Here is a 21,931-nt window from a genome sequence, read left to right on the forward strand (position 1 = left end):
TTGAAGTGATGTTGTTAGACGGTATAACTTATATGCATGAACATACTACGATTGATCTTTCACGTTTGAAGAAAGATGATGATACGAACTTAAATTGTTTTGATGAGACTGTTTCAGAATACAAAAAATTGTATTCTAAGGGAGTTCGTAATATAGTAGACCTGACAAATATGGACATGAGAAGAAATCCTGAATATGTTCAGCAAGTATCTGAGCTATCTAAAATCAATATTGTTCAAGCAACAGGATTTTACCAAGATAAATTTTTACCCGAATTTGTGACGTCAGCTACGATTGAAGAGTTGACTGATTTTATGGTAAATGAGATAGAAAATGGAATTGCGGAAACCAGTATCAAAGCACAACTTATCGGTGAAATAGGGACAAGTAAAAACCATATGACTGAACGAGAAAGAAAAATATTTATCGCTGCTGTCCTCACTCAAAAACATTGTAATGTTCCTATATCGACTCACACAACATTGGGAACCTTTGGCCATGAACAAGTAAACTTTTTTAAAGAGCATGGGGCTGATTTAAATAAAGTGGTGATTGGACACGTGGATTTGACCGGTAATAGTGATTATATTTTAAGAATGTTAGATCAAGGGGTATATGTAGAATTTGACACGATTGGAAAAGAGAACTATCAACCAGATCTGCTAAGAATAGAGATGCTAAAAGAGATTGAAAAACGTGGTTATCAAGACAAAGTATTTCTTTCAATGGATATTACTCGAAAGTCAAATTTAGCATATCGAGGTGGAATAGGGTATTCTTATTTATTGGATACATTTGTTCCACTTGCACTTGAAAATGGTTTATCTGAGAATTTTATCGATAAAATGCTACGAGATAATCCAAGAATATTTATGAATTAGGAGCGAAATTATGGAGACATTCCCTTTAGAAAGTTTGTCGATAGAAGAAGCGACTCAAATGCAGTTTCGCTTTGTAGATGCTATAACCAGAAACTTCTCAGGTGAAGAAATTCTAACACGAGGGGATCTTGGTGTTGTAAAAGGGTTAAATCAGCCGAGGACTACTCAAAAAGTTGAAAAGGTTTTGGCAGATTTTTTTAATGCTGAGGCTGCGATGCTTGTACGCGGTTCTGGTACGAATGCCATTAGGTTAGCATTATATTCTCTTTTAGGAACTAACAAAACTTTAATGGTTCATGATGCACCAATCTATCCTACGTCAAAAGTATCGATTGAGATGTTAGGATTAAAAACAATTTTTGCTGATTATAATCATCTCGAGGAAGTCAAAGAAAAACTTTTGAATAATAAAGTAGACGGAATATTGATTCAAGTAACAAGACAAAAATTTGATGATTCCTATGATTTAAAATCATTGATTGCCTTTATCCGATCGTTTGATGAAACTATCCAGATCATTACTGATGACAATTATTCGGCTCTAAAAACTAAGGGGTTAGGTTCCGAATTCGGTGCCAATCTATCTTGTTTCTCTACGTTCAAATTGCTTGGTCCTGAAGGTATTGGTTGTATTGTTGGTGAGAAAAAAGCGATTCAACGCCTGAAGAATGACAACTATTCTGGTGGTGGGCAGGTTCAAGGTCATGAAGCAATAGACGTTTTAAAAGGATTGATCTATGCACCGGTCTCATTGGCTATATCAGCAAAAGTAAGTGAAGAGGTTTGTGGTCGAATCAATCAACAAGAAATTGGAGGGATTGAAAAAGCATTTCTAATCAATGCTCAGTCGAAGGTAATTGTCGTCAAATTAAAAAAGCCAATTGCAAAAAAAGTCATTGAACAAGCTACAAGTTTTGGTGCCTTACCCAATCCAGTAGGAGCAGAATCAAAATATGAGTTCTCTCCACTTGTCTATCGGGTTTCTGGCACATTTAGAGCAGCTGATCCAGACGCTGAACAATTCATGATTCGTATAAATCCCAATCGATCAGGTGCGGACACGATCATGCGGATTTTAAAACAGGCAATGGATGTTGTTGAAAAAGAGGTGTGAGTCTATGGGAGAAGAATTTTTAAAGAAAAAAGGAATCATTGTTAACTACTTAGCATCAGATCTTTTACAAAAGAAAAAGGGCGATCGAGTTCAAAGTGTTACGGAATATCAAAAGAAATATAAAGTAGCCAGAGGGACTGTTCAAAATGCTTGGAGTTTTTTAAAAGAGATTGATGCAATAAAAGTTAAAAGTCACGGTCATATGGGTACATTTGTAGAAGAAATTAATTATAATATTTTGCAAGAATATGCGTTATCAGATACGATTCTCGGTACAATGACCTTACCATATTCACGTTTATATGAGGGATTAGCAACAGGAATATATGAAGCCTTCAAAGAAAATAAAATCAAACTAAATCTTGCATATATTCGAGGATCAAAAGAGCGTGTTCGATCAATCTTGAATAAAACGTATCGTTTTGCAATTGTTTCAAAATTTGCGGCAAATCAAGCAATAAAAAATGGAGAACCGATTGAAATCACATTGGACTTTGGACAACATACTTATCTTAGTGAGCATGTGTTGCTATTTAGGGACAAGAAAAAAAAGTCAATTGAAAAAGGGATGAAGATTGCTATTGACTATAGTTCAATTGACCAACAATTATTAACGAAAGCAGTCGTTAATGAGACACAAGTTGAATTTGTTGAAATGCAAGGGCATCAAATCGTATCTTCTTTACAAAATGGTAGTATTGATGCTGGGATCTGGAATTTTGATGAAATTAGAGACAAAAACCATCAAGGGCTCTATGCTGTTCCATTAGAAGGAAGTGAAATGGAGCAAGAAATGAGTACTTCCGTTATCATTACCCATACGGAAGAAACGTCTATGAAAGCATTCTTCCAAAAAAGCGTAGATAAAGAAAAAATTCTTACTATTCAAAAAGAGGTTTGTGAAGGGCGTTTAATTCCTCAGTATTGATTTCATTTATAGTTTTATACCAGGGCAGGCAATCAGGAAACCTAGTTTCTTATCCATTGCTTGATAGAATATGTTTTTGTGTTTTGAGTGAAATAGGGGGATTAGATGATTAGAGAAAAATTAGCAATATTACTAAGTTCAAAAGTAATCGATGAAAATACTTATGAGTATGTTTTGCGCGTATTAGATTATTTATTACAGCAAAAAATTATTGATAATGATAAAAAAGCGGATGTCTTTTTGACTCATCTAGCGATGGCAGACCAACGACGAAAGCAAAATGAGACGATAAATGACCTCGAATCTTTTATCAGTCAGGAAATCCAATCTGATCCAAAATTTCTTCACTCGAAAGAATTATGGCAGGATCTTCAAAGAATGACAAAAGGAAAGCAATTTGCTGAAGCTGAGCTTGATTACTTTTATCTTCATATCATCAATATGTTGAGGGAGGAATAACATGTTTTTGAATGTTACCATCCAAAGAAATCAAAAATTGGTTGACGCTGCAATCTCTCTCCATAAAGAAGGGAAAATACTTCCAGATACCTATGTCTTGGACCTTGATATGATTGAAAAAAATGCTGCAAGCTTAGCAGAAGATGCCAAGACACATGGAATAAACTTGTTTTATATGACCAAGCAATTTGGTCGCAACCCATTAGTTGCACAAAAGATACATGATTCGGGAATCAAAAAAGCGGTGGTCGTGGATTATAAAGAAGCATTGATTCTTATGGAACAAAATCTACCATTAGGAAATGTGGGTCATTTAGTTCAAATACCACGGAATCTTTTAACTAGAATCATGAATTACGGAACTGATTATATCACGGTTTATTCTTTGGAGGCGTTACAACAAATCATTCAAGCAGCTGAAGAGCTTACTAAAAAACAAAAGATTCTAGTAAAAATTATTGAATCTGATGATCAGATTTACGAGGGGCAATTTGGTGGATTTCATTTAAACGAGTTATCTTCAATTGTTGAATTAGTTAGACAAACAGACCATGTGACCATTGAAGGTGTGACCTCTTTTCCTTGTTTCTTATTTGATGGCGAATCGAAGTTATTACCTACCAATAATGTGAAAACGATCCAGCAAGCGAAAAAAATTTTTGAAGAGTTAGGGATCGTAATAAAAGAAGTGAATATTCCGTCAGCAACTTGTCACGAAACTATTCCTTTCATAAAAAAAATTGGGGGAACACAAGGCGAACCCGGACATGCACTTACTGGAACTACACCATTACATTCAAAGATGATGTTACCGGAACATCCAGCTATGATTTATGTGAGCGAAATATCGCATAACTTAGATAATCATGCTTATTTTTATGGTGGTGGATATTATCGACGTGGACATCTTGACTCGGCCCTGATTGTAAGTTCGGAATCAGTTAAAAAAGACCGAGTTCGACCTTTTAGCAATGAAAATATTGATTATTATCTTTCAACAGAATCCACCCACCCTGTGGGAGCTACCGTTATCGCTGCATTTCGAACACAAATTTTTGTTACTAGAAGTGATGTAGCAGTTGTTTCAGGTATTCAAAATGGCTCGCCAAAAGTCGAAGGTATATATGATAGCCTTGGAAATATAGTTAGAAGGTGAAAAAATGGGGAAATTTGTTGTTATCGTTTTAGATAGTTTTGGCGTTGGCGCAATGGATGATGTTAAGGAGGTTCGACCTAGAGATCTAGGAAGCAACACTGCTGCACATATCATTGCCTCCAATCCGTCAATTAATATACCAACGTTGGAAAGCTTAGGTTTGATGAATGCTCTTGGTTTTGAGATAAAAAATCATAAATTTTCACCGACAGCAAATTATGGCACAGCTGACCTAGCACACTATGGAGCCGACTCATTCTTAGGACATCAAGAAATTATGGGCACAACACCTAAGATTCCATTGATTCAACCATTCAATCAAAAAATCGATGAAGTCGAAGCTAATCTGATAAAGTATGGTCATCAAGTTCGAAGAGTGGGTGAAAGCGGGACACAGATTTTAGTTGTAGATGAACTTGCAACGGTCGGTGATAACTTGGAAACAGATTATGGACAAGTTTATAATGTTTCCGCTTGTCTGGATTTGATCTCCTTTAATGACTTGGCAAAAATTGGGCATGTTGTAAGGGAAGTGGTTGAGGTTTCTAGAGTCATTACTTTTGGTGGTGAAAACATAACATTAAAAGACTTACTCGGAGCAAGAAAAACAAGGAATGGAGAAATTGCAGGAGTAGATGCTCCACAATCTGGCGTATATAATACTGGTTATCAAGTCGTTCATCTTGGATATGGTATTAATAAAAATGTTCAAACTCCCACAATCTTAGATCATGCAAATATCCCAGTTTCTTTTTTGGGCAAAGTCGCTGATATTATCCAGACGGATAGTAAACGCTTATTTCCAGGAGTTGATACAAATCGTCTTTTTGATGATTTGATCAATGAAGTGAAAACGCTTGATCATGGTTTTTTTGCGCTGAATATTCAAGAAACTGATTTGGCTGGTCATGCGGAAGATGTAAATCGTTATTCTGATCGTTTAGAAATTAGTGATAAACGAATCAAAGAATTGCTTCCATCCTTAAAAAGGGGGGATATCCTAATTGTTATGGCAGACCATGGGAACGATCCCACGATAGGGCACAGCAATCACACTCGAGAAAAGGTTCCTATATTGCTTTATAGTCCAGGTATCCATAATAAATATTTAGGAAATAGACAAACCCTTGCAGATGTTGGCGCAACTGTAGCAGATTACTTTAACGTTTCGCCTCCTCAAAATGGTCAGTCATTTTTGCCAGAATTATTTATTAATTAAATGTAATGGCTCGATTAATGGTAGTAAAACCAAAATCGAGCCTTTTAAGGAGTTTATAACATGGAGCAGAATAAAGTTCAAGAGTATTCCAAGCGAACAAGTTTAGCAATGGCAAATTTTTACAACTCCGTCATTAAAGTATTTCCCAATTGCATAGAGAAAATCAGTTCCTCTTCTGGATATTATATTGGACTGAAAGATTCTATAGTTTTCACATCTTTCTTTATAGATTTTTTGGAGAAAAATGGCTTCCATCTTCACACGATTGACAAAGCAAGTCATAAAGGAAGAGGGATAGATATAGATTTAAGAAATCCAATTACTGGTGGTGTAATGACTGGTTCATCGAGTGGAACAGCTGTGAACGTTTTTTTAGGTATTAATGATGTTGGAATCGGTACGGACGGAGGTGGTTCAGTTTTAGCTCCAGCAGCAGCTTTAAACTTAGTTGGTTATATCCATCCGGAAGTGGGGAAGATAATGCTCAGTTTAGAAAAAATGGTAAAATCTTCAACAGATGGCATATCTTTCACACCATCCATCGGACTTATTAGTCGTGAGATAGATCTCATAAAGCAATTAGCACAAATCTTTACTGATCATAAGGACCAAGAAAAGACAGTAATCGTTGCTGTAGACTCAGAAATAAATAAGGATCTTTTATCAGTAGACATGGAGACTATGAAAATAATTACGAAGGATTTTTCCTATAAGTATCAAGAAAGTCGTAAAAAATTAATTGATGAAGTAGAACGATTGTTTTTAGATGTAGATATAATTATTTCGAAAGAAGGACCAATTGACATTTACGGTATTGGTGAAACACTCATCGGACATTTTGATGATCAGACGCGAGAAAATCAAATTGCTGGTAAAAAAGGATTTATCAGAGTTGTCAATATGTGTAATGCTATCGGGTTGATCGTTCCAACTACAAGTCTAGCTACTGGGTACTTAATAATCGGAAAGCCTCAATCAGGAATTGAGCAACAAATGTTTCATTTAGCAAAAAAACTTATCGCCAAAGAAGATAGATTGTTGAAGAATTATTTTCTCGATCATCATTCTTATTTTGACGATGGATATAATTTGTAAAACGAATATCTTTGAAATTATAGCAACGAGTCGAAATCCAATAAGATTTAGTCAAACCATTGACATTTATTTGTCTTTGGTTTTTTTCGTTCAAAATGTGTTGACTGATGAAATAGAAAATATTAAGGTTAAAATAGCTTTTTATATAAAATATAAAGATGAAAGTTTTGAAATGTGATGAAAATGCTTTGGTTTATCTTTAACTTTAACTAAAAAATGGACTTAAATACATCAAACTTTTTGTAGAAAGTAGTGATGTTGAAGTTTATCTATGAAAATCATAAGGAGCGTCTTTTGAAAAACACCTTACTCTTTTACCTAAAATTAGAAACAAACAGCCTAAAGCATCGCTTTATAGTAGTATTCTTGCTGTTATTGCCACTATTTTTTGTTTTCATTCAAAAAAATGTGACAGAAACGGTCGCAGATATTGCTCAGGCACGACTATCATCTATCGATATCGCCTTGCAAAGTTATCAAAAAATTGATTTGACCGATGTCGAGAATACCGATGAGCGTTATCTTAGTCTTATTGATCAATCCAACGCTTTAGCAACCATGACACAATCTGCTATGTTAGAAAATCGCCAACGGTATCTGTTTGCCAGCATAGATTATGGTGAAAAAATGGGAACTTTCTATGAGCAGTATGCCGCTGAAAGTGACCGATCCTTGTTTCCAAAACAGTCAACAGTGGTTCAAGAAACAAGTGAGTTCACACAAGTACTTGCCAAAAACAAAGAATTTCATTGGAATCAGCAAGGATTCAGTGACTACTGGAAAACCGTCTTTTTACTCTATGGCGCACTACTTTTTTATTTGACTGTTTTCTGGTCAGCAGATCTTTTTCTTTCAGAAGTGAAACGACCGCAGTTTTCCAACAGCTTACCTTTTAGAAAACGAGACCGAATTTTTATTCCTATCATCATTCGACTGGTAATTTGCACCATAGGGACCAGCTTGTTTTTGATCAGTGCTGTTTTTTGTTCTTTCTTTTTTGATCATGTTGATTTTTCATATCCTTTTGCCTATTGGTTGCGGGAAATTCAAGCAGTTGGATTTCTTCTCTTTTTGCTCTTGTATTTTCTGATGACGATTGTCATCACTGGATTTGCTATTTGTTTGACCTCGTTCATTTTTACTGTAACGAAAGACGTCTTACAAACCTGCTTACTTGCTAGTTTACTTGGGGCATTACCGCTGATTGTTCCTAGTCGGATCTGGCTGCTTACACCGTTTCAATTTCTGAATGTCTTCCAGCTGCTTCAAGGAGACTATGCTTTTGCCAGTGATTGGTCATTTTATTCTTTTTATTTCGCTCTGATCCTCTTGCTCATCTTTACGGTCGCTCTTTTTTTGTTGACCACACAACGATTGAAAGGGGGATTAAGGAAATGACTATCTGGATGTTCGAATTAAAGCGACAGTTTCGCCAAAAAAGAACGTATGTCTCTTTTTTCCTGCTTTTCTTCTTAGGTGTCTACTATACATTGCAGGTCGCCTCCAACTTCGAGCCGATCGATAAAATCAATCGACCTGTTATCAACACCAGAGTTGCGGAAAGACAGACATTTCTAGAAAATACTACTGTGGATGAAAATACTCACTTTTATGTTCATTATGCGCTGAGTGTATTTCCGATTTGGAACAAATGGGATCAAATGCGATTAGCAGCGATCGATGATCATGATTGGCGGCAATACGCTGAAGCCACGAGTGAATGGTATCGATTTTCTGACGAGCAGCTATTCGCAAACGATATTGGGGTTCTACGTTACGACATTCCTTATTATTTAAACAATAATCCGAATGCAAAAATCGATGGACATTACGACTATCAAAAAAATATCTTGAAATATCAGGAATTTGCCCGCTATGAGGGGGAGGTGACAGCACAAGCCTTGGAGGAAAAAACGGCTTTGCAGGCATTGCTCAGAAGCAGTGAAACGATCTTGCCAATGGCTTTGCTTTTCTTTTTCATTTTAGGAATTAGTGATAGTTTTACACGGGACCAAAAACATGAGACACTGCTTGCGACATTTCCATTGCGCAAGTCTCGCAGATTTTTAGCCAAAGCTGCAGCTGGGTTAGCGTATGGACTCAGCTTGCTTTTACCAGTCATGGCTTGCGTTTTTCTCTATAGCTTTACTCATGAAGTTGGGCGCTTAGATTATCCAGTGGCGGTTTATTGGACGAGTGGTATCGAAGTGAATTTTGTTTTATCGACGTTGGGAAACGTGTTGCTTCGTTGCCTTGCTCTCTATGTGTTGTTCCTGATTCTTGGTTTTCTATTTGCGTTTTTACTAAATAAGTGGTTTTCTTCCCAGATTATTAGCGCAATGTTTTCATTGCTGCTGCTTGTTTCCAGTAATTTTTATCTGGTTCGAGGTGGCGGAGCATACAATAGCTGGCATTTTTTCCCCACTTCTTTTGTTAGTATTGGGAAGGTCGTATTGGGGAGAAGCTGGTTTGATTATTATGATCCTCGGATGCGTTTTGATTTCGGAGTCAGGGTCTTATTAGCCTGGATCGTTAGTTTAACGGGTTTGCTTTTGCTTACTTATCTGATTGAAGGGAGACGAAAAAAATGTTGAGCATTCAGAATTTATCCGTCAATTTTGGAGATAAGCAGATCCTAAAAAATATTTCCTTTGATTTGCCAGAAAAGGCGATTATTGGTTTAGTAGCGCCAAATGGTACTGGCAAGACCACAATGATGAAAGCAATCCTGGGACAAGTATCGCGCTTTTCTGGCGAGATAACGTTAAACGGCGAAGATTACACTTTGCTAAAGAAAAAAAGCCGCTTATTAGAAAATGTATCTCTATTGCCAGATCAAAGTGAATTGTTCGAGGAATTTACCGGTATTGAACATCTTGAGCTATACAAAAGTATTTGGAAGTCATCAAAGAAGGTTGAAACGATCATTACTCTGCTACAAATGGAAGATTATGCAAAAAACCGCGTAGCGACCTATTCATTAGGCATGCGTCAGCGGCTCTGTTTTGCGATGCAAGTAATCGGGGATACGTCATATATGTTCATGGACGAAGTGATGAACGGACTGGATCCTACCAATGTTTTATTGGTTTCGACCATTTTGCAGCAGCTGGCTGCAGAAGGAAAAGCGATCATGGTTTCTTCTCATATTTTGTATAATTTGGAGGAGATCTCTCAGCAGATCTTATTTCTGAAAGATGGGGTTATGTTTGAATACAATGATCCTAAAAAATCATTGATGGAAAAATATCAGGAGATTTATGTGAAGGTCCAATAATAAAAGGACAACCGTCAATTAAAAAGAGAGAAGCAAAAGACAACTCTTTTTTGCTCTCTCTTTATTCATTTTGTTCTTCGAAAAATGAAAAACATATCCAACTATTCGGTTCTGGGGATGTTGAAATCCGCAAAACTTTTTAATAGTAACTTTGAATCATTAAGAACGGATGATTTAGTAAGGATTTCCCGATGAGTCGGTATCGATCACAGCACCTTCAGGTGTTACTCGGAAAAATCCTATTGTCCCCGATCCGCCTTGATTACGAATCGAAATGCTTGTACCTCGGAAAAGATAATCAGCACCAACCATCCCGAAAAATGCGAATGTATAATCGTCATTTTTCATTTCTGGTCTAGCGGCATACAGCATTTCTAATGCTTGATCTTCCATAGAAAGCGTACCGTCAGCATTCGCTTGTGTATTTGAATCAGTCGCAATATCTGATGATTGGATTTGTGTGTTCTGTGTAACAGATGATTGGCTGGGAATTGTTCCAGTTGTTGTTTCAGCTATTGATTCATTTGTAGAAGAGGAACTGGAAAGAGTACTTTCACTTGTAAGCGAAGTGCGAGTAGTGCTTTCTTTGGTTGATACACTATCCGAGGTACCTGTGCTACAAGCTGCAAGACCCAACATTGAACATAAAAAATAGGCAATAAATATTTTTTTCATGTATTTTCTCCTTTTAAGTAAAATTATACCAACTTATTTCTTTTATCTTAATAATACATCTATCTCATTCTAATTACTAGTAAATAGAATGAAGAATCTCAGATTTTTTTTACTATGTCTCATTTGCTTAAACAGTATTCTCGCTTCCTCAGGTTTCACAAAGGAAACGATTATCGAGCTCTTTAGACGAAAAAGAGCCATTACAGATCGAAGTGATCTCTTTTTTTATTCATTTCGTTTCAGTTCTAAAACCATATTAAACCAAGGGACATTTGCGTGCTGTGAAGCAGAAAGACCTTCTAAACTAAAACCGTGTTTTTTGTAGAAAGGGATCAATGGCTCCAAACAGGTCAATGTAATTCCAGTTCTTTGCTGCTCCTTACACTGCAGGATAAGTTGCTTCAAAAGTTTTCCACCAACCTTCAACTGTCGGTACTCGGGTGCAACAGCTAAACTAAGAATGCTTTGATAACCGCCAGAAGGAGGATTTAGACTGGTTTTTTCGAATAGTTCATCATATAAATACCGCTCCTGGATAATCGGTCCAACAACATAGCCAATCGGTTGATTGTCGTTATTGACTGCAACCAAAAAACTATCTTTAATGATTGAGATACGCTCTTTCATCGCTTTTTCTGATGCTGCTTCATCTACCGTAAAACTAGCTCGCTCAATTTTCATTATAGACTCAAGGTCTTGTAATAGCGGGGGACGAAAAGAAATGTTCATGTGTGCTTCTCCTTAATTTTCCTAATAGGCGGATTGATTGCTTATCAAAAAACTCATATTCAAACATATAGCCGAAACGAAAGCGATGGTTCATCTTGTCTAGTCGCTATGGTTTATCAGAATAGACGTTTTTCTACTTAAATCAGCTGTTGATAATTCGCATCGATCGTTTCTATTAAATGGGTGATATGGGCAACGACCGCTTTTTGAGCAGCACTGCCATCATTTGCTTTCAGCGCTGCCAATATCTGCTGATGTTCTTGGATCGATTGCTCAATTCGTCCGGGAACGAGATTCGTTCGAAGCTGCAATCGCTGCAATTGTGTTTTGATTTGTTTGACTAAGGCAACTGCCTCCTGATTCTCTGAGGCACGATAAATAATTTCATGAAACTGCTGATTGCATTGTGAATACCCATTCAGATTATTGGAGGCAGCAAATTCCTTCATTTGCTCAATCAGATCTTCAAGTGCTTTGATATCGGAGGTAGAAATCGTCTTGGCGGTCCGACGCAAAATCGCACCTTCTAGAACCTCCCGAATTTCCAAATAATTCTTGATTTCCTGCAATTCAAACGCTTTAATTTTTGCTCCTTTGTTTGGTTCCAAAATAACTAGATTTTCTTGTTCAAGCTTAAGCAACGCTTTTTTTATGGTATTACGGCTGGCACCAATACTTTGTGCTAAATCGTTCTCAATTAATTTTTGAGAAGGATGAAAACGACCATCCATGATGCGTGTTTTTATATATTCATAGGCTTTATCAACGGGTAATGCTGCTTTTTGTTCCATCTAGTTCACCTGCTTTTTTTATTGTTGAAAAATGTTGTTCAACAATCTTCTAGACTTACTATACAGGGATTTTCCGTTGTATGTCAATGATTTCCTCTAGGGGGAACAAAAATGGATCAAAAAAAGAATCACCAAAAGCTGTTGACAAAGAAAAAAGCGAATTGTAGAATTAAATTGTTCAACAATAATGATTAACGTTATTCGTTGTTGGATCGTTGCTAGCAAGGAGAAAAACCGTTGTTTTATTTTTAGACTTTTGTAATCGCTTACTATCCGGACGTAAGAAGGTTGGTACTAGAAATAGAACACAAAACTATTAAATAATGAGGTGGAAAAATGAAACAGAAAATGAGTCATGAAATTGCACACTTAAGTCATGTAGAACTGTTGACACCAAAGTTATCCGAAAGCACCAAATTCTTTATTGATGTATTAGGAATGGAAGAAGTCCATCAAAAAGACGACTCTGTCTATTTACGTTGTTGGGGTGACTATGAGCTTTATTCTGTCATTTTGACTGCTTCAAATACTGCTGGAATCAAGCACACAGCGTATCGAACGACTAGTCCAGAAGCGTTAGAAAGACGAGCGAATGCCTTAGAAAAAGCTGGTTTTGGTGTTGGCTGGATCGAAGGGGATTATGGTCATGGTCGAGCTTACCGTTTTAAAGGTCCCGATGGACATCTCCACGAGCTCTACTACGAAACAGTAAAATATGTTGCGCTACCTGAACTTAAGCCTTGTTTGAAAAATCAACCGCAGAAATTTACTGGTCGGGGAGCAGCTGTAAAACACTTAGACCACATCAATTTCTTGTCCTCAAACCCACCGGCTGATGGCGACATGATGGAAGAGTTACTTGGAATGCGTCTCACGGAACAGATCAAATTTAAAGACGGATCACGTCAAGCTGTCTGGTACAGTCCAAATAACAAGTCTTATGAGGTTGTTTTCACAAAAGATGCAACCGCTTCAAAAGGACGTTTCCATCATATTGCAATGGCGGTCGATTCGTTTGCTGAGATCGCACGTGCGGCTGATATTTTCTGTGAGAATGACATTCACATCGAATTTGCACCAAGTAAGCATGCGATCAATCAAACGTATTTTGTTTATTGTTATGAACCAGGTGGAAATCGCATCGAGATCGCCGCAGGAGGATATTTAGTATTGCAACCGGACTGGGAAGTCATCTCATGGGACGAAGAGGAACGCGCTCGCGGACAGGCTTGGGGCAATAAAACTGTTTCGACCTTCCATACGTACGGCACACCTCATGTCGAGGAATAATCCTTATAAATAAAAGTAGCATTTCCACAGAGAACATAGAAAAGAGGAATAAAATTGGAAGCATCATTGATCAATGAAAAGACACGCCTATTAGTTGTTAGTGCCCATGCCGGAGACTTTATTTGGCGCAGTGGCGGAACGATCGCCAAATACATCAAGTATGGCGCGCACGTCTCACTGGTTGTTTTGAGCTATGGCGCTCGAGGTGAGTCAAACGACTTATGGAATGAACCAGGTCAAACGCTGGAGCAGGTCAAATCAGTTCGGCGTTCAGAAATTATGAAAGCGGCAAAACATTTAGGGGTTACGGATTATGAGCTATGGGATTTGCAAGACTATCATATGTCGGTAGGCGAAGCCGAAATGGATCGAATGGTTCGTAAGATGCGCGACGTTCAACCACATATCATTTTGACCCATGGACCAAAAGATGCGTTTAATCCTGATCATGAACTTGTTTCTAACTTTGTTTTTGAGGCGAGCGTTTTGTCCACCTCAAACGGTGTCCAGATCGATGACACAAAACGATGCAAGCAAAGTCAGCTTTTCGGGTTTGAACCACACCAATCAGAGATCAGTGGCTTTCAACCAGAAGTAATCATTGATATTACTGAAACCTATGAGCAAAAACAAGCAGCAATGAACTGCTTCAAAGCACAAGAACATTTGATCAACTATTACAGTGCCAAAGCTTTGCTGCGGGGCAATCAGGCAAGACGTTGTTCAGGAAATAACGACTATCAATATGCAGAAGCATTCACACGTTTCTTTCCATATGTAGGAGGTGCCTTTAACTAATGAATAAATATATTTTAAAAAATATCTACCGCCCATCAGAAGATACGTTAAAGGACTATCGGAAATATGATGTTTCCACTGTCTATGAAGCACAGGACAAAACTGGCCTGATGTTGCCTTATATGCGACCATTGATCGAAGGTCAGCAAATCGTCGGGCCTGCGGTGACAGTCATCTGTCCACCAGGGGATAATCTTATGGTTCATGCAGCGATCGAGGTTTGTCAGCCAGGAGATATTTTAGTAATCACGACGACCAGCGGCGAATATGTCGGCGGTATGATCGGCGAATTGATCGTTACTGCTTTGATGAAACGCGGTATACAAGGAGTAGTGATCGATTCCGCTGCTCGGGATGTTGCGCAAATTCGTAAACTAGGTTTTCCAGTATGGACAAGAGCGATTTACTCCAAAGGAACGTTTAAAAATAAAGGTGGTTGGGTCAATGCACCGGCAGCTTGTGCTGGACAAGTCGTGCGGGGCGGTGATTTGATCATGGCTGACGATGATGGGGTAGTTGTCGTTCAAAAAGAAAACCTAGCGGCAACTTTAGCAAGCGCAGAAAAAAGAATGCGAAAAGAAGCAACGGTCAAGGAGCAAATTGCGGCAGGTATCTTAAGTATGGATTTCCATAATTTGCGTGGGCGTTTATCAGAGCAAGGGGTCGTTTATCTTGACCAAGTCGATGATGAAATCAAGTAGGTGATAACCATGACAAAAAGACAAGTGATTCAAATCAACGGTTCTGCGCATGAAAATCCAATACCAACAGCAGTTAAAATTGGAAATATGGTCTATACTTCTGCACTTATGGGTACCGATCCTTCTTCGGGACAAATGCCAGAAACTGTAGAAGAAGAAGTCGCACAACTATTTACCTATATCCTTGAGATTATGGAAAAAGCAGGTGGGAGTAGCGAAAATATTGCCCATCTCAGCGTATCAGTGACAAATCGTTCATACAAAGAAATTGTAAACAAAGAATGGCTGAAACTATTCCCTGACCCTGATAATCGACCTGCAAGACATACCACCGTTCATTCATTGAAACCGGGGGTTCACGTTCAAGTGGAGATGGTCGCTGTTCTTTGATATTAAGTGAAAGTAGGGGAAACCAAGCATGCCCACAGGAGTACTAATTAATGTTTCATCTGTTATCGTTGGAGGAATCGTCGGCGGGATAGCAGGAAAAAAGCTAAGTGCAGAATTTAAGACCCAGATTACCTTGATCTTTGGGGTTTGTTCAATGTCGATGGGGATTTTTACTTTAGGTTTAATGCAGAATATGCCAGCCGTGGTCTTTGCGGTGGTGATTGGAACAGGGTTAGGATTGGTTATGAAATTAGGTAAGTGGATCAATCACGGTGCCTCTTTGATGGAGAAACCGATTGCTGCTATGGCAAAGAGCAAAGAAAGCACACTATCACAAGAAGAGTTTGTCTCCGCGTTAACTACAGCGATCGTTTTATTTTGTGCCAGTGGAACCGGCATATATGGTTCTTTAGATGCTGGGATGACAGGGGATAACACTATATTGATCTCAAAATCGATTCTGGATCTTTTCACTGCTGCGATTTTTGCCGCAAATTTAGGTTATGTGGTTTCGATCATCGCTCTACCGCAATTTATTATCTTTTTCCTGTTGTTTTTGGGGGCGAAACAGATTTTGCCTTTGACAACGCCAGAAATGATCAACGATTTTCGAGCGGCGGGGGCATTTCTTATGATCGCTACTGGATTTCGGATGATGAAAGTCAAAGAATTCCCAGTAGCAGATATGATCCCAGCAATGATTTTAGCGATGCCTATCAGTCATCTTTGGACCAACTTCATTGTTCCACTGATCTAATGGTCCTTGTTAGAAATAACTGATTCGGGGGATCGTTTTTACTAAAAAGTACAGTGAGGCATATTTTTGCCCATTGTACTTTTTTCTGCTTAAAAGGATCGTTTGGTCATTTAAAGGAGCGTTAGTTAAATGTAACTGAAGAAAGTTTGCATAACGCTTCTTTCGATCAGTTCTTGTCAAATGAATAGCTATTTCAGCTCTTCCAAATAGTCTAGAGGGATCGGGGTTCTGGTGAGATGGAAAAAACTCGCAAAGCTTCCTGTGTTGCTAAAGACACTGATTCTCTGTGCGAATCATCGTTCGCTCTATTTTAAAGAAGGGAATTAGGAATAAAGCGGCATCTAAAAAAGAGGAAGCTTATAAGAAAAAGTCAAATTAATGATAATAAATCGCAATTCTTCATTTTATTCTAACAAAATGACAATTTTATTAGGTTTTCATCACAAATCTATCACATTTCCAAGCTAAAGTTTGTTATTATCTGAAAATTTTCATCATTCAGATAAAAGCTTCTTCATTATGAGCAAATTTTTTATAGGTAGTTGATAGAAAACAGGACGAGCGTATGTGTTTTCGATCCAAGTTACACGCCAATGCGTCTAATTTCTATATTTGCTGGTATGAAGAAGAGCGCAAAAAAAAATCCTTAAGTTACAGGGGACGAAATGGAGGATAACATGAAAAAAAGGAAAACAAGCTGGGCTCTCGTATTGTTAACAAGTCTGATGGTATTAGGTGCTTGTGGTAGTGGAGGCCAAGACCCAACAGATAGTTCGGGAGGGAATGTGTCAGGGGGAGCTAGTTCTGATCCTAATGTATTAGTGGTCGCATCAGGTGCGGATCCAGTGACATTAGATATCCATCAAACGAACGACCAAGCAACTACCAGGGTAGCAAGACAGATTTACGAAACACTGATCAAACAGACCAACGATCTTGAGTTAGTGCCAGGGTTAGCAACAGAGTGGGAAGAAATTGAAGAGAACCTTTATGAGTTCAAGTTGCGAGAAGATGTTGTCTTTCATAATGGGGAAGCGATGACAGCTTCTGATGTTGCCTACACCCTTCGACGGGCGGTGGACTCACCTTCGATCAGTCATATCATTGGTTCGATCGATCCTGATACGATCGAAGTGATCGATGATCATACGATCCATATCGGGACAAATGGTGCCTTCGGGCCTTTCTTGACTCATTTAGCACATCCTGCGGTTGGAATTTTGAGTGAGAAAGCGGTGGAAGAAGCTGGTGAAGATTATGGTATCAGCAGCGTTGTGGGAACGGGTCCCTTTGAATTTGTTGAATGGGCAACCGGTAGTCACGTGACGTTAGATCGATTTGACGATCACTGGGATGAGCCAGCGGGAATGGAAAGAATTGAGTTTCGGACAATTACAGATTCAAGTGTTCGTTTGATTGAACTAGAGTCAGGAACCGTCGATATTGTTTATGATATCGCTCCTTCTGATAATGAAAAGGTTGAAGAAAACGATGAATTGACTTTATTAGCGACAGAAAATTTAGGAACGGAATACTTAGGTTTCAACGTTCGAAATGATACACCATTGCAAGAAGTAGGGGTACGTCGCGCGATTGCCCATGCTATCGATGTCGAATCGATTATCCAAACGGTTCATATGGGGATCGGGACTCAAATGAGTGGACCGATCAACGAATTGGTTTTTGGATATAATGAAAACTTGGAAGCTACTCCTTATGACTTTGAATTAGCAAAAGAACTATTAGCAGAAGCTGGTTATCCAGATGGCGGGTTCTCTCTTTCGTTGTATGTCGGTGATAACAATCAAGAACGAATCCGTGTCTCGCAGGTTGTTTCCGCTGCTTTAGAAGAATTAGGTATCACTGTTGAGGTCAACCAAATGGAGTGGGGAGCATTTTTAGATGCTGCAGCAGCTGGTGAACCAGATATGTTCTTACTAGGTTGGACAACGATCACAACAGATGCTGACTATGGATTGTATCCACTGTTCCATTCAACTAGCTTTGGCGAAGCTGGAAATCGTACGTTCTATCATAATGAACGGGTAGATGAATTACTTGATGCAGCTCGCAGCACTTCTGACCAAGAGGAACGCTTGGCCTATTATCATGAGGCGCAAGAGATTATCAATGATGAGATGCCATGGGTTTACTTACAAACCAGAGAAAATGTTTCAGGTATCCGCAACTGGGTGCAAGGGTTCGAACATCATCCAACTGGAAGTTACTTCTTAGATACGGTGTCAAAAAACTAAATTGGATTGAGAGTATAAAATAAAGAGCCGCAATGGCTCTTTATTTTGAGGAGATGAATAGATGTTCCAATATATTGTAAAACGAATTCTGTGGTTGTTTCCTATCCTGCTAGGCGTCTCTTTTATTGTATTTACGATTATGTATCTATCACCTGGAGACCCTGTAACGATGGTGTTGGGGGAAGGAGCGACTCCTGAACAATATGAGGCCATGCGTGTGCAAATGGGGCTTGACCGTAGTTTTATCGAACAATTTTTTCATTATATAAAAAATGTTGTCGTCGAATTTGATCTTGGGAGATCGTATGTTTCTGGCCGGGTGGTCATGGATGAAATCCTAGTCCGTTTGCCCAACACAATCAAATTATCAGTATGGAGTGTGTTATTTGCCTCGCTGATTGGTATTCCACTGGGAGTGATCTCTGCTTCGAGACCTTATTCCAAGGTTGATAATTTCGTGATGTTTCTTTCACTAGTTGGGGTTTCTATGCCAACCTTTTGGCAGGCACTCCTTTTAATTATTCTTTTTACTTCTACCCTGGGCTGGTTGCCAGCATCTGGTTTTGATACTTGGCAGCAAATGATCATGCCAGTATTTGCATTGGCTTCCTCGTCAATTGGCACGATCGCCCGGATCACAAGGTCGAGTATGATGGACGTTTTAGACCAAGATTATATTCGCACGGCAAAAGCCAAAGGAGTAAATGGTTCAAAGGCGACGTTCCATCATGCTTTAAGAAATGCCTTGATTCCCGTAGTGACAGTCATTGGTTTGCAGTTTGGGGCTTTATTAGGTGGGGCTGTATTGACCGAGACTGTTTTTAGTATCAATGGGATCGGGACATTGATGGTGAATGCGATCCGTACAAGAGACACAATGATCGTCCAAGGCGGCGTTTTATTTATTGCATTTATTTTTACGATGGTTAATCTATGTGTCGATATTCTCTATGCATATATCGATCCGCGAATTAAAACCTCATATGATTAAGGGAGGAACTCATGTTTTCTAGAAAAAAGGCCATAGCGAAAACGCAAGCACTTGCAGGCGTACCAGAAGGATCGAAACAAGAGATTTGGCTTTCCTTAAAAGCAAATCGCCGAGCAATGTTTGGGTTACTATTTATCACGTTACTGACGATTACTGCGATTTTTGCAGACTTTATAGCTCCCTATGGTATGCGGGAGCAAAATCTAGCCAATGCATTGCAATTTCCAAGTCGTTCTCATTGGTTTGGGACAGATGACTTGGGACGTGACGTATTGTCTCGTTTGATTTACGGCACGAGAATATCGCTTACTGTAGGTGTTTGTGCGGTGTTACTGGCACTCTTTTTAGGTGGCATCTTAGGTGTCTTATCCGGTTATTTCAGAGGGTGGATCGATACGCTGATTATGCGTTTTTGTGACATTTTACTATCCATCCCTTCCATTTTGTTGGCAATCGCCATCGTGGCTTCTTTGGGATCCAGTCTGCCGAACATGATCTTGGCGATCGGGTTGGCGAATATCCCCATTTTTGCTCGTATTATTCGGGCAAGTGTGATGGCGGTCAAAGAGAAGCAATTTATTGAAGCTGGAAAAGCGCTGGGCGCAAATAATGGATCGCTGATTTTTAAACACATCTTGCCAAATATCCTTTCACCAGTCATCGTGCATTCATCAATGGGCGTTGCCACAGCAATTTTATCTGCTGTTGGCTTAGGATTTATTGGCTTAGGTATGGAGGCTTCCGTTGCGGAATGGGGAACGATGTTAAATTTTGGACGAGGCTATATCCGAACACATCCCTACCTGACGATTTATCCAGGGATCGCGATCATGTTGACCATTTTATCCTTCAATTTGATCGGTGACGGAATCCGAGATGCCATCGATCCGAAGATGAGAGAGAGGTAAGCAGTTATGGACACGATCATGCGCGTCAAGAATCTACAAAAGTATTTTCCTGTGAAGAAGAAAAACTTTTTTGGGGTGGGAAAAGACTATGTGAAAGCAAATAAAGATCTTACGATCGATATCTATGAAGGAGAAACATTAGGCATCGTCGGTGAAAGTGGTTGTGGAAAATCGACCTTTGGACGCACGATTATTCAGCTCCAACGACAAACCGGAGGCTCGACCCTTTACTATGGAGAGACGATCGAAGATTTCATGCCTCGTTACGTAAAAAAAGTCTATCAACAACTGCCACAAAAGATGAAACAGTTTACTGATTCTGTCAATGAGCTCCAGTCGATCGAATCAAAACTCGCTGCCGATTCAGCTGCTGATGTAGAAGCAACAACGGAACGGTTGCGTCTAAAGAAAATCGCTTTTGAAAATGAATATGGCAATACCCTACGATTAGTCGGAGGCTTGATTTTGCATGATGATCTGCAAAAGGTCAGTAAGCTTCTTTCGTCTCGTTACGAAGCTGCAGCAAAAGTTGCCGCTAGCAAGCGAGCGTTAACATTTAATCAGCAAAAACAAGCGATGAATGGGGCAGTGGATCAAACAGAGCTCATGAACTTGGAAAAAACGATCGCTGAACAACAAAATGATTTAGCAGCTATTGATAAGCAAGTCGCACAACTAAAAAATGAAGTCATGAACAAAAAAGACTTTTCATACTACGAAGAGCAGCTTGATTCTGGCATCGATCTAGCTGCTTTGACTCAAAAGGAATCAAGAGTTTTACGAAAAGACCTGCAAATTATCTTTCAGGACCCTTACTCCTCACTAGATCCACGGTTAACAGTGGGTGATATTATTGGAGAAGGTTTGTTGATACACAAATTTTTTACTAGTAAAAAGGACCCAAACTATGAAACCTATATTCTTGATATCATGGAAAAATGTGGGTTAAAGAAAGAATTTATTCATCGCTATCCGCATCAATTTTCTGGTGGACAACGACAACGAATCGGGATTGCTCGTGCCTTAGCTTTAAAGCCCAAATTCATTGTTTGCGATGAAGCTGTTTCAGCATTAGATGTTTCGATTCAGTCACAGATCATCAATTTGCTTCATGATTTGCGGGAAGAACTCAATTTGACTTACTTGTTTATCACCCATGATCTTGGAGTCGTAAAATTTATTTCTGATCGGATCGGTGTGATGTATTTTGGGCATCTTGTAGAATTAGCTTCAGCTGAGACGATTTTTTCTAACCCGATCCATCCGTACACACGGCAATTATTAAATGCCATTCCAACGCTAGACGAAGAGTATCGCCCATGGGCTCTTGATGAAACCCATCCTGATTTGGCATTCAACTATTCAAAAGAAACTGATGCTGATCCAGATTGGGTAGAAGTCGAGCCAAATCATTTTGTGAAGTGTACGCGAAAATAGTTTTTTTAGAACATAGGAATTGAAACATGGTTGAGGAGTCAATCAAACGAACTATAAGCATGATACGATTGGTTTAATGG

Annotated in this window: 22 protein-coding genes; 19 read left to right on the forward strand and 3 right to left on the reverse strand. The window is 38.9% G+C overall.

The genetic code is table 11. The features are described from left to right. Positions 1 to 8: 8 nt before the first annotated feature. From IGK61_RS08085 to IGK61_RS08130, 10 genes are all read left to right on the forward strand, one after another. Positions 9 to 881: a phosphotriesterase family protein gene (locus IGK61_RS08085; RefSeq protein WP_074535918.1), complete on the forward strand. Its 873-nt coding sequence runs from the start codon at positions 9 to 11 to the stop codon at positions 879 to 881. Positions 882 to 891: 10 nt separating this feature from the next. Further along, positions 892 to 1,995 (forward strand): aminotransferase class V-fold PLP-dependent enzyme, encoded by a 1,104-nt coding sequence (locus tag IGK61_RS08090; protein ID WP_010748295.1) that lies wholly within the window; start codon positions 892 to 894, stop codon positions 1,993 to 1,995. A gap of 4 nt (positions 1,996 to 1,999) precedes the next feature. Then, the gene (gene yhfZ / locus IGK61_RS08095; RefSeq protein WP_074535916.1) at positions 2,000 to 2,923 is read left to right on the forward strand and encodes a GntR family transcriptional regulator YhfZ; all 924 of its coding nucleotides are present in this window, start codon (positions 2,000 to 2,002) and stop codon (positions 2,921 to 2,923) included. Positions 2,924 to 3,028: 105 nt separating this feature from the next. Then, positions 3,029 to 3,382, forward strand: coding sequence for a PRD domain-containing protein (locus tag IGK61_RS08100; protein WP_010748297.1), 354 nt, complete (start codon positions 3,029 to 3,031; stop codon positions 3,380 to 3,382). Between the two features lies 1 nt (position 3,383). After that, positions 3,384 to 4,538, forward strand: a complete 1,155-nt coding sequence (locus tag IGK61_RS08105; RefSeq protein ID WP_074535914.1) for a YhfX family PLP-dependent enzyme — start codon at positions 3,384 to 3,386, stop codon at positions 4,536 to 4,538. A 4-nt stretch (positions 4,539 to 4,542) separates the two neighbouring features. Continuing rightward, on the forward strand, positions 4,543 to 5,757 hold the full coding sequence (locus IGK61_RS08110) for a phosphopentomutase (RefSeq protein ID WP_074535911.1): 1,215 nt from the start codon (positions 4,543 to 4,545) through the stop codon (positions 5,755 to 5,757). Positions 5,758 to 5,817: 60 nt separating this feature from the next. Next, complete coding sequence (locus tag IGK61_RS08115) at positions 5,818 to 6,852, forward strand: amidase family protein (RefSeq protein WP_074535909.1); 1,035 nt, start codon at positions 5,818 to 5,820, stop codon at positions 6,850 to 6,852. A 294-nt stretch (positions 6,853 to 7,146) separates the two neighbouring features. Continuing rightward, entirely contained in the window at positions 7,147 to 8,250 is a 1,104-nt protein-coding gene (locus IGK61_RS08120; RefSeq protein ID WP_074535986.1) for a hypothetical protein, read from the forward strand. Beyond that, positions 8,247 to 9,446 (forward strand): Tat pathway signal sequence domain protein, encoded by a 1,200-nt coding sequence (locus IGK61_RS08125; protein WP_074535905.1) that lies wholly within the window; start codon positions 8,247 to 8,249, stop codon positions 9,444 to 9,446. Before IGK61_RS08120 ends, IGK61_RS08125 begins: the two co-directional genes overlap by 4 nt. Beyond that, positions 9,440 to 10,129, forward strand: coding sequence for an ABC transporter ATP-binding protein (locus tag IGK61_RS08130; RefSeq protein WP_074535903.1), 690 nt, complete (start codon positions 9,440 to 9,442; stop codon positions 10,127 to 10,129). The genes IGK61_RS08125 and IGK61_RS08130 overlap by 7 nt, the downstream gene beginning before the upstream one ends. A 174-nt stretch (positions 10,130 to 10,303) precedes the next feature. On the opposite strand, the gene IGK61_RS08135 is transcribed toward IGK61_RS08130, so the two are convergent. The 3 genes from IGK61_RS08135 to IGK61_RS08145 form a co-directional block, all read right to left on the reverse strand. Continuing rightward, positions 10,304 to 10,804 carry a hypothetical protein gene (locus IGK61_RS08135; RefSeq protein ID WP_005226030.1) on the reverse strand — a complete coding sequence of 167 codons (501 nt, stop codon included), beginning with the start codon at positions 10,802 to 10,804 and terminating at the stop codon, positions 10,304 to 10,306. Between the two features lie 225 nt (positions 10,805 to 11,029). Next, positions 11,030 to 11,533: a GNAT family N-acetyltransferase gene (locus IGK61_RS08140; protein WP_074535902.1), complete on the reverse strand. Its 504-nt coding sequence runs from the start codon at positions 11,531 to 11,533 to the stop codon at positions 11,030 to 11,032. Positions 11,534 to 11,670: 137 nt separating this feature from the next. Next, positions 11,671 to 12,324: a GntR family transcriptional regulator gene (locus tag IGK61_RS08145; RefSeq protein WP_074535900.1), complete on the reverse strand. Its 654-nt coding sequence runs from the start codon at positions 12,322 to 12,324 to the stop codon at positions 11,671 to 11,673. 336 nt (positions 12,325 to 12,660) lie between these two features. Here IGK61_RS08145 and IGK61_RS08150 point away from each other — a divergent pair, with 336 nt between their 5' ends. The 9 genes from IGK61_RS08150 to IGK61_RS08190 all read left to right on the forward strand — a co-directional run bounded on the left by IGK61_RS08150 (position 12,661) and on the right by IGK61_RS08190 (position 21,851). Continuing rightward, positions 12,661 to 13,614, forward strand: a complete 954-nt coding sequence (locus IGK61_RS08150) for a catechol 2,3-dioxygenase (protein WP_074535898.1) — start codon at positions 12,661 to 12,663, stop codon at positions 13,612 to 13,614. Positions 13,615 to 13,668: 54 nt separating this feature from the next. After that, positions 13,669 to 14,412 carry a PIG-L deacetylase family protein gene (locus IGK61_RS08155; protein ID WP_081343875.1) on the forward strand — a complete coding sequence of 248 codons (744 nt, stop codon included), beginning with the start codon at positions 13,669 to 13,671 and terminating at the stop codon, positions 14,410 to 14,412. Then, positions 14,412 to 15,113: a 4-carboxy-4-hydroxy-2-oxoadipate aldolase/oxaloacetate decarboxylase gene (locus IGK61_RS08160; RefSeq protein WP_074535896.1), complete on the forward strand. Its 702-nt coding sequence runs from the start codon at positions 14,412 to 14,414 to the stop codon at positions 15,111 to 15,113. Before IGK61_RS08155 ends, IGK61_RS08160 begins: the two co-directional genes overlap by 1 nt. Before the next feature lie 9 nt (positions 15,114 to 15,122). Beyond that, on the forward strand, positions 15,123 to 15,503 hold the full coding sequence (locus IGK61_RS08165; RefSeq protein WP_074535895.1) for a RidA family protein: 381 nt from the start codon (positions 15,123 to 15,125) through the stop codon (positions 15,501 to 15,503). Between the two features lie 28 nt (positions 15,504 to 15,531). Further along, entirely contained in the window at positions 15,532 to 16,260 is a 729-nt protein-coding gene (locus IGK61_RS08170) for a DUF554 domain-containing protein (RefSeq protein ID WP_074535893.1), read from the forward strand. Positions 16,261 to 16,937: 677 nt separating this feature from the next. Continuing rightward, on the forward strand, positions 16,938 to 18,515 hold the full coding sequence (locus IGK61_RS08175) for an ABC transporter substrate-binding protein (RefSeq protein WP_438844788.1): 1,578 nt from the start codon (positions 16,938 to 16,940) through the stop codon (positions 18,513 to 18,515). A 61-nt stretch (positions 18,516 to 18,576) separates the two neighbouring features. Beyond that, a complete protein-coding gene (locus tag IGK61_RS08180) occupies positions 18,577 to 19,506 on the forward strand; it encodes an ABC transporter permease (RefSeq protein ID WP_074535889.1) in 930 nt (309 codons plus the stop codon). Between the two features lie 11 nt (positions 19,507 to 19,517). After that, complete coding sequence (locus IGK61_RS08185; RefSeq protein WP_074535887.1) at positions 19,518 to 20,414, forward strand: ABC transporter permease; 897 nt, start codon at positions 19,518 to 19,520, stop codon at positions 20,412 to 20,414. 6 nt (positions 20,415 to 20,420) lie between these two features. Continuing rightward, positions 20,421 to 21,851, forward strand: a complete 1,431-nt coding sequence (locus tag IGK61_RS08190; protein ID WP_074535885.1) for an ATP-binding cassette domain-containing protein — start codon at positions 20,421 to 20,423, stop codon at positions 21,849 to 21,851. Positions 21,852 to 21,931: the final 80 nt, after the last annotated feature.

The organism is Enterococcus sp. AZ063 (assembly GCF_051715045.1).
GTDB classification, from domain to species: Bacteria; Bacillota; Bacilli; order Lactobacillales; family Enterococcaceae; genus Enterococcus_D; species Enterococcus_D casseliflavus.

What these genes read in the sequence shown, in the direction of transcription:
- yhfZ (WP_074535916.1), top strand. Translation starts at nt 2,000, where the DNA reads ATGGGAGAAGAATTTTTAAAGAAAAAAGGAATCATTGTTAACTACTTA.
- IGK61_RS08165 (WP_074535895.1), top strand. Translation starts at nt 15,123, where the DNA reads ATGACAAAAAGACAAGTGATTCAAATCAACGGTTCTGCGCATGAAAAT.
- IGK61_RS08110 (WP_074535911.1), top strand. Translation starts at nt 4,543, where the DNA reads ATGGGGAAATTTGTTGTTATCGTTTTAGATAGTTTTGGCGTTGGCGCA.
- IGK61_RS08115 (WP_074535909.1), top strand. Translation starts at nt 5,818, where the DNA reads ATGGAGCAGAATAAAGTTCAAGAGTATTCCAAGCGAACAAGTTTAGCA.
- IGK61_RS08100 (WP_010748297.1), top strand. Translation starts at nt 3,029, where the DNA reads ATGATTAGAGAAAAATTAGCAATATTACTAAGTTCAAAAGTAATCGAT.
- IGK61_RS08175 (WP_438844788.1), top strand. Translation starts at nt 16,938, where the DNA reads ATGAAAAAAAGGAAAACAAGCTGGGCTCTCGTATTGTTAACAAGTCTG.
- IGK61_RS08185 (WP_074535887.1), top strand. Translation starts at nt 19,518, where the DNA reads ATGTTTTCTAGAAAAAAGGCCATAGCGAAAACGCAAGCACTTGCAGGC.
- IGK61_RS08160 (WP_074535896.1), top strand. Translation starts at nt 14,412, where the DNA reads ATGAATAAATATATTTTAAAAAATATCTACCGCCCATCAGAAGATACG.
- IGK61_RS08145 (WP_074535900.1), bottom strand. Translation starts at nt 12,324, where the DNA reads ATGGAACAAAAAGCAGCATTACCCGTTGATAAAGCCTATGAATATATA.
- IGK61_RS08125 (WP_074535905.1), top strand. Translation starts at nt 8,247, where the DNA reads ATGACTATCTGGATGTTCGAATTAAAGCGACAGTTTCGCCAAAAAAGA.
- IGK61_RS08135 (WP_005226030.1), bottom strand. Translation starts at nt 10,804, where the DNA reads ATGAAAAAAATATTTATTGCCTATTTTTTATGTTCAATGTTGGGTCTT.
- IGK61_RS08105 (WP_074535914.1), top strand. Translation starts at nt 3,384, where the DNA reads ATGTTTTTGAATGTTACCATCCAAAGAAATCAAAAATTGGTTGACGCT.
- IGK61_RS08150 (WP_074535898.1), top strand. Translation starts at nt 12,661, where the DNA reads ATGAAACAGAAAATGAGTCATGAAATTGCACACTTAAGTCATGTAGAA.
- IGK61_RS08085 (WP_074535918.1), top strand. Translation starts at nt 9, where the DNA reads ATGTTGTTAGACGGTATAACTTATATGCATGAACATACTACGATTGAT.
- IGK61_RS08130 (WP_074535903.1), top strand. Translation starts at nt 9,440, where the DNA reads ATGTTGAGCATTCAGAATTTATCCGTCAATTTTGGAGATAAGCAGATC.
- IGK61_RS08190 (WP_074535885.1), top strand. Translation starts at nt 20,421, where the DNA reads ATGGACACGATCATGCGCGTCAAGAATCTACAAAAGTATTTTCCTGTG.
- IGK61_RS08140 (WP_074535902.1), bottom strand. Translation starts at nt 11,533, where the DNA reads ATGAACATTTCTTTTCGTCCCCCGCTATTACAAGACCTTGAGTCTATA.
- IGK61_RS08090 (WP_010748295.1), top strand. Translation starts at nt 892, where the DNA reads ATGGAGACATTCCCTTTAGAAAGTTTGTCGATAGAAGAAGCGACTCAA.
- IGK61_RS08180 (WP_074535889.1), top strand. Translation starts at nt 18,577, where the DNA reads ATGTTCCAATATATTGTAAAACGAATTCTGTGGTTGTTTCCTATCCTG.
- IGK61_RS08170 (WP_074535893.1), top strand. Translation starts at nt 15,532, where the DNA reads ATGCCCACAGGAGTACTAATTAATGTTTCATCTGTTATCGTTGGAGGA.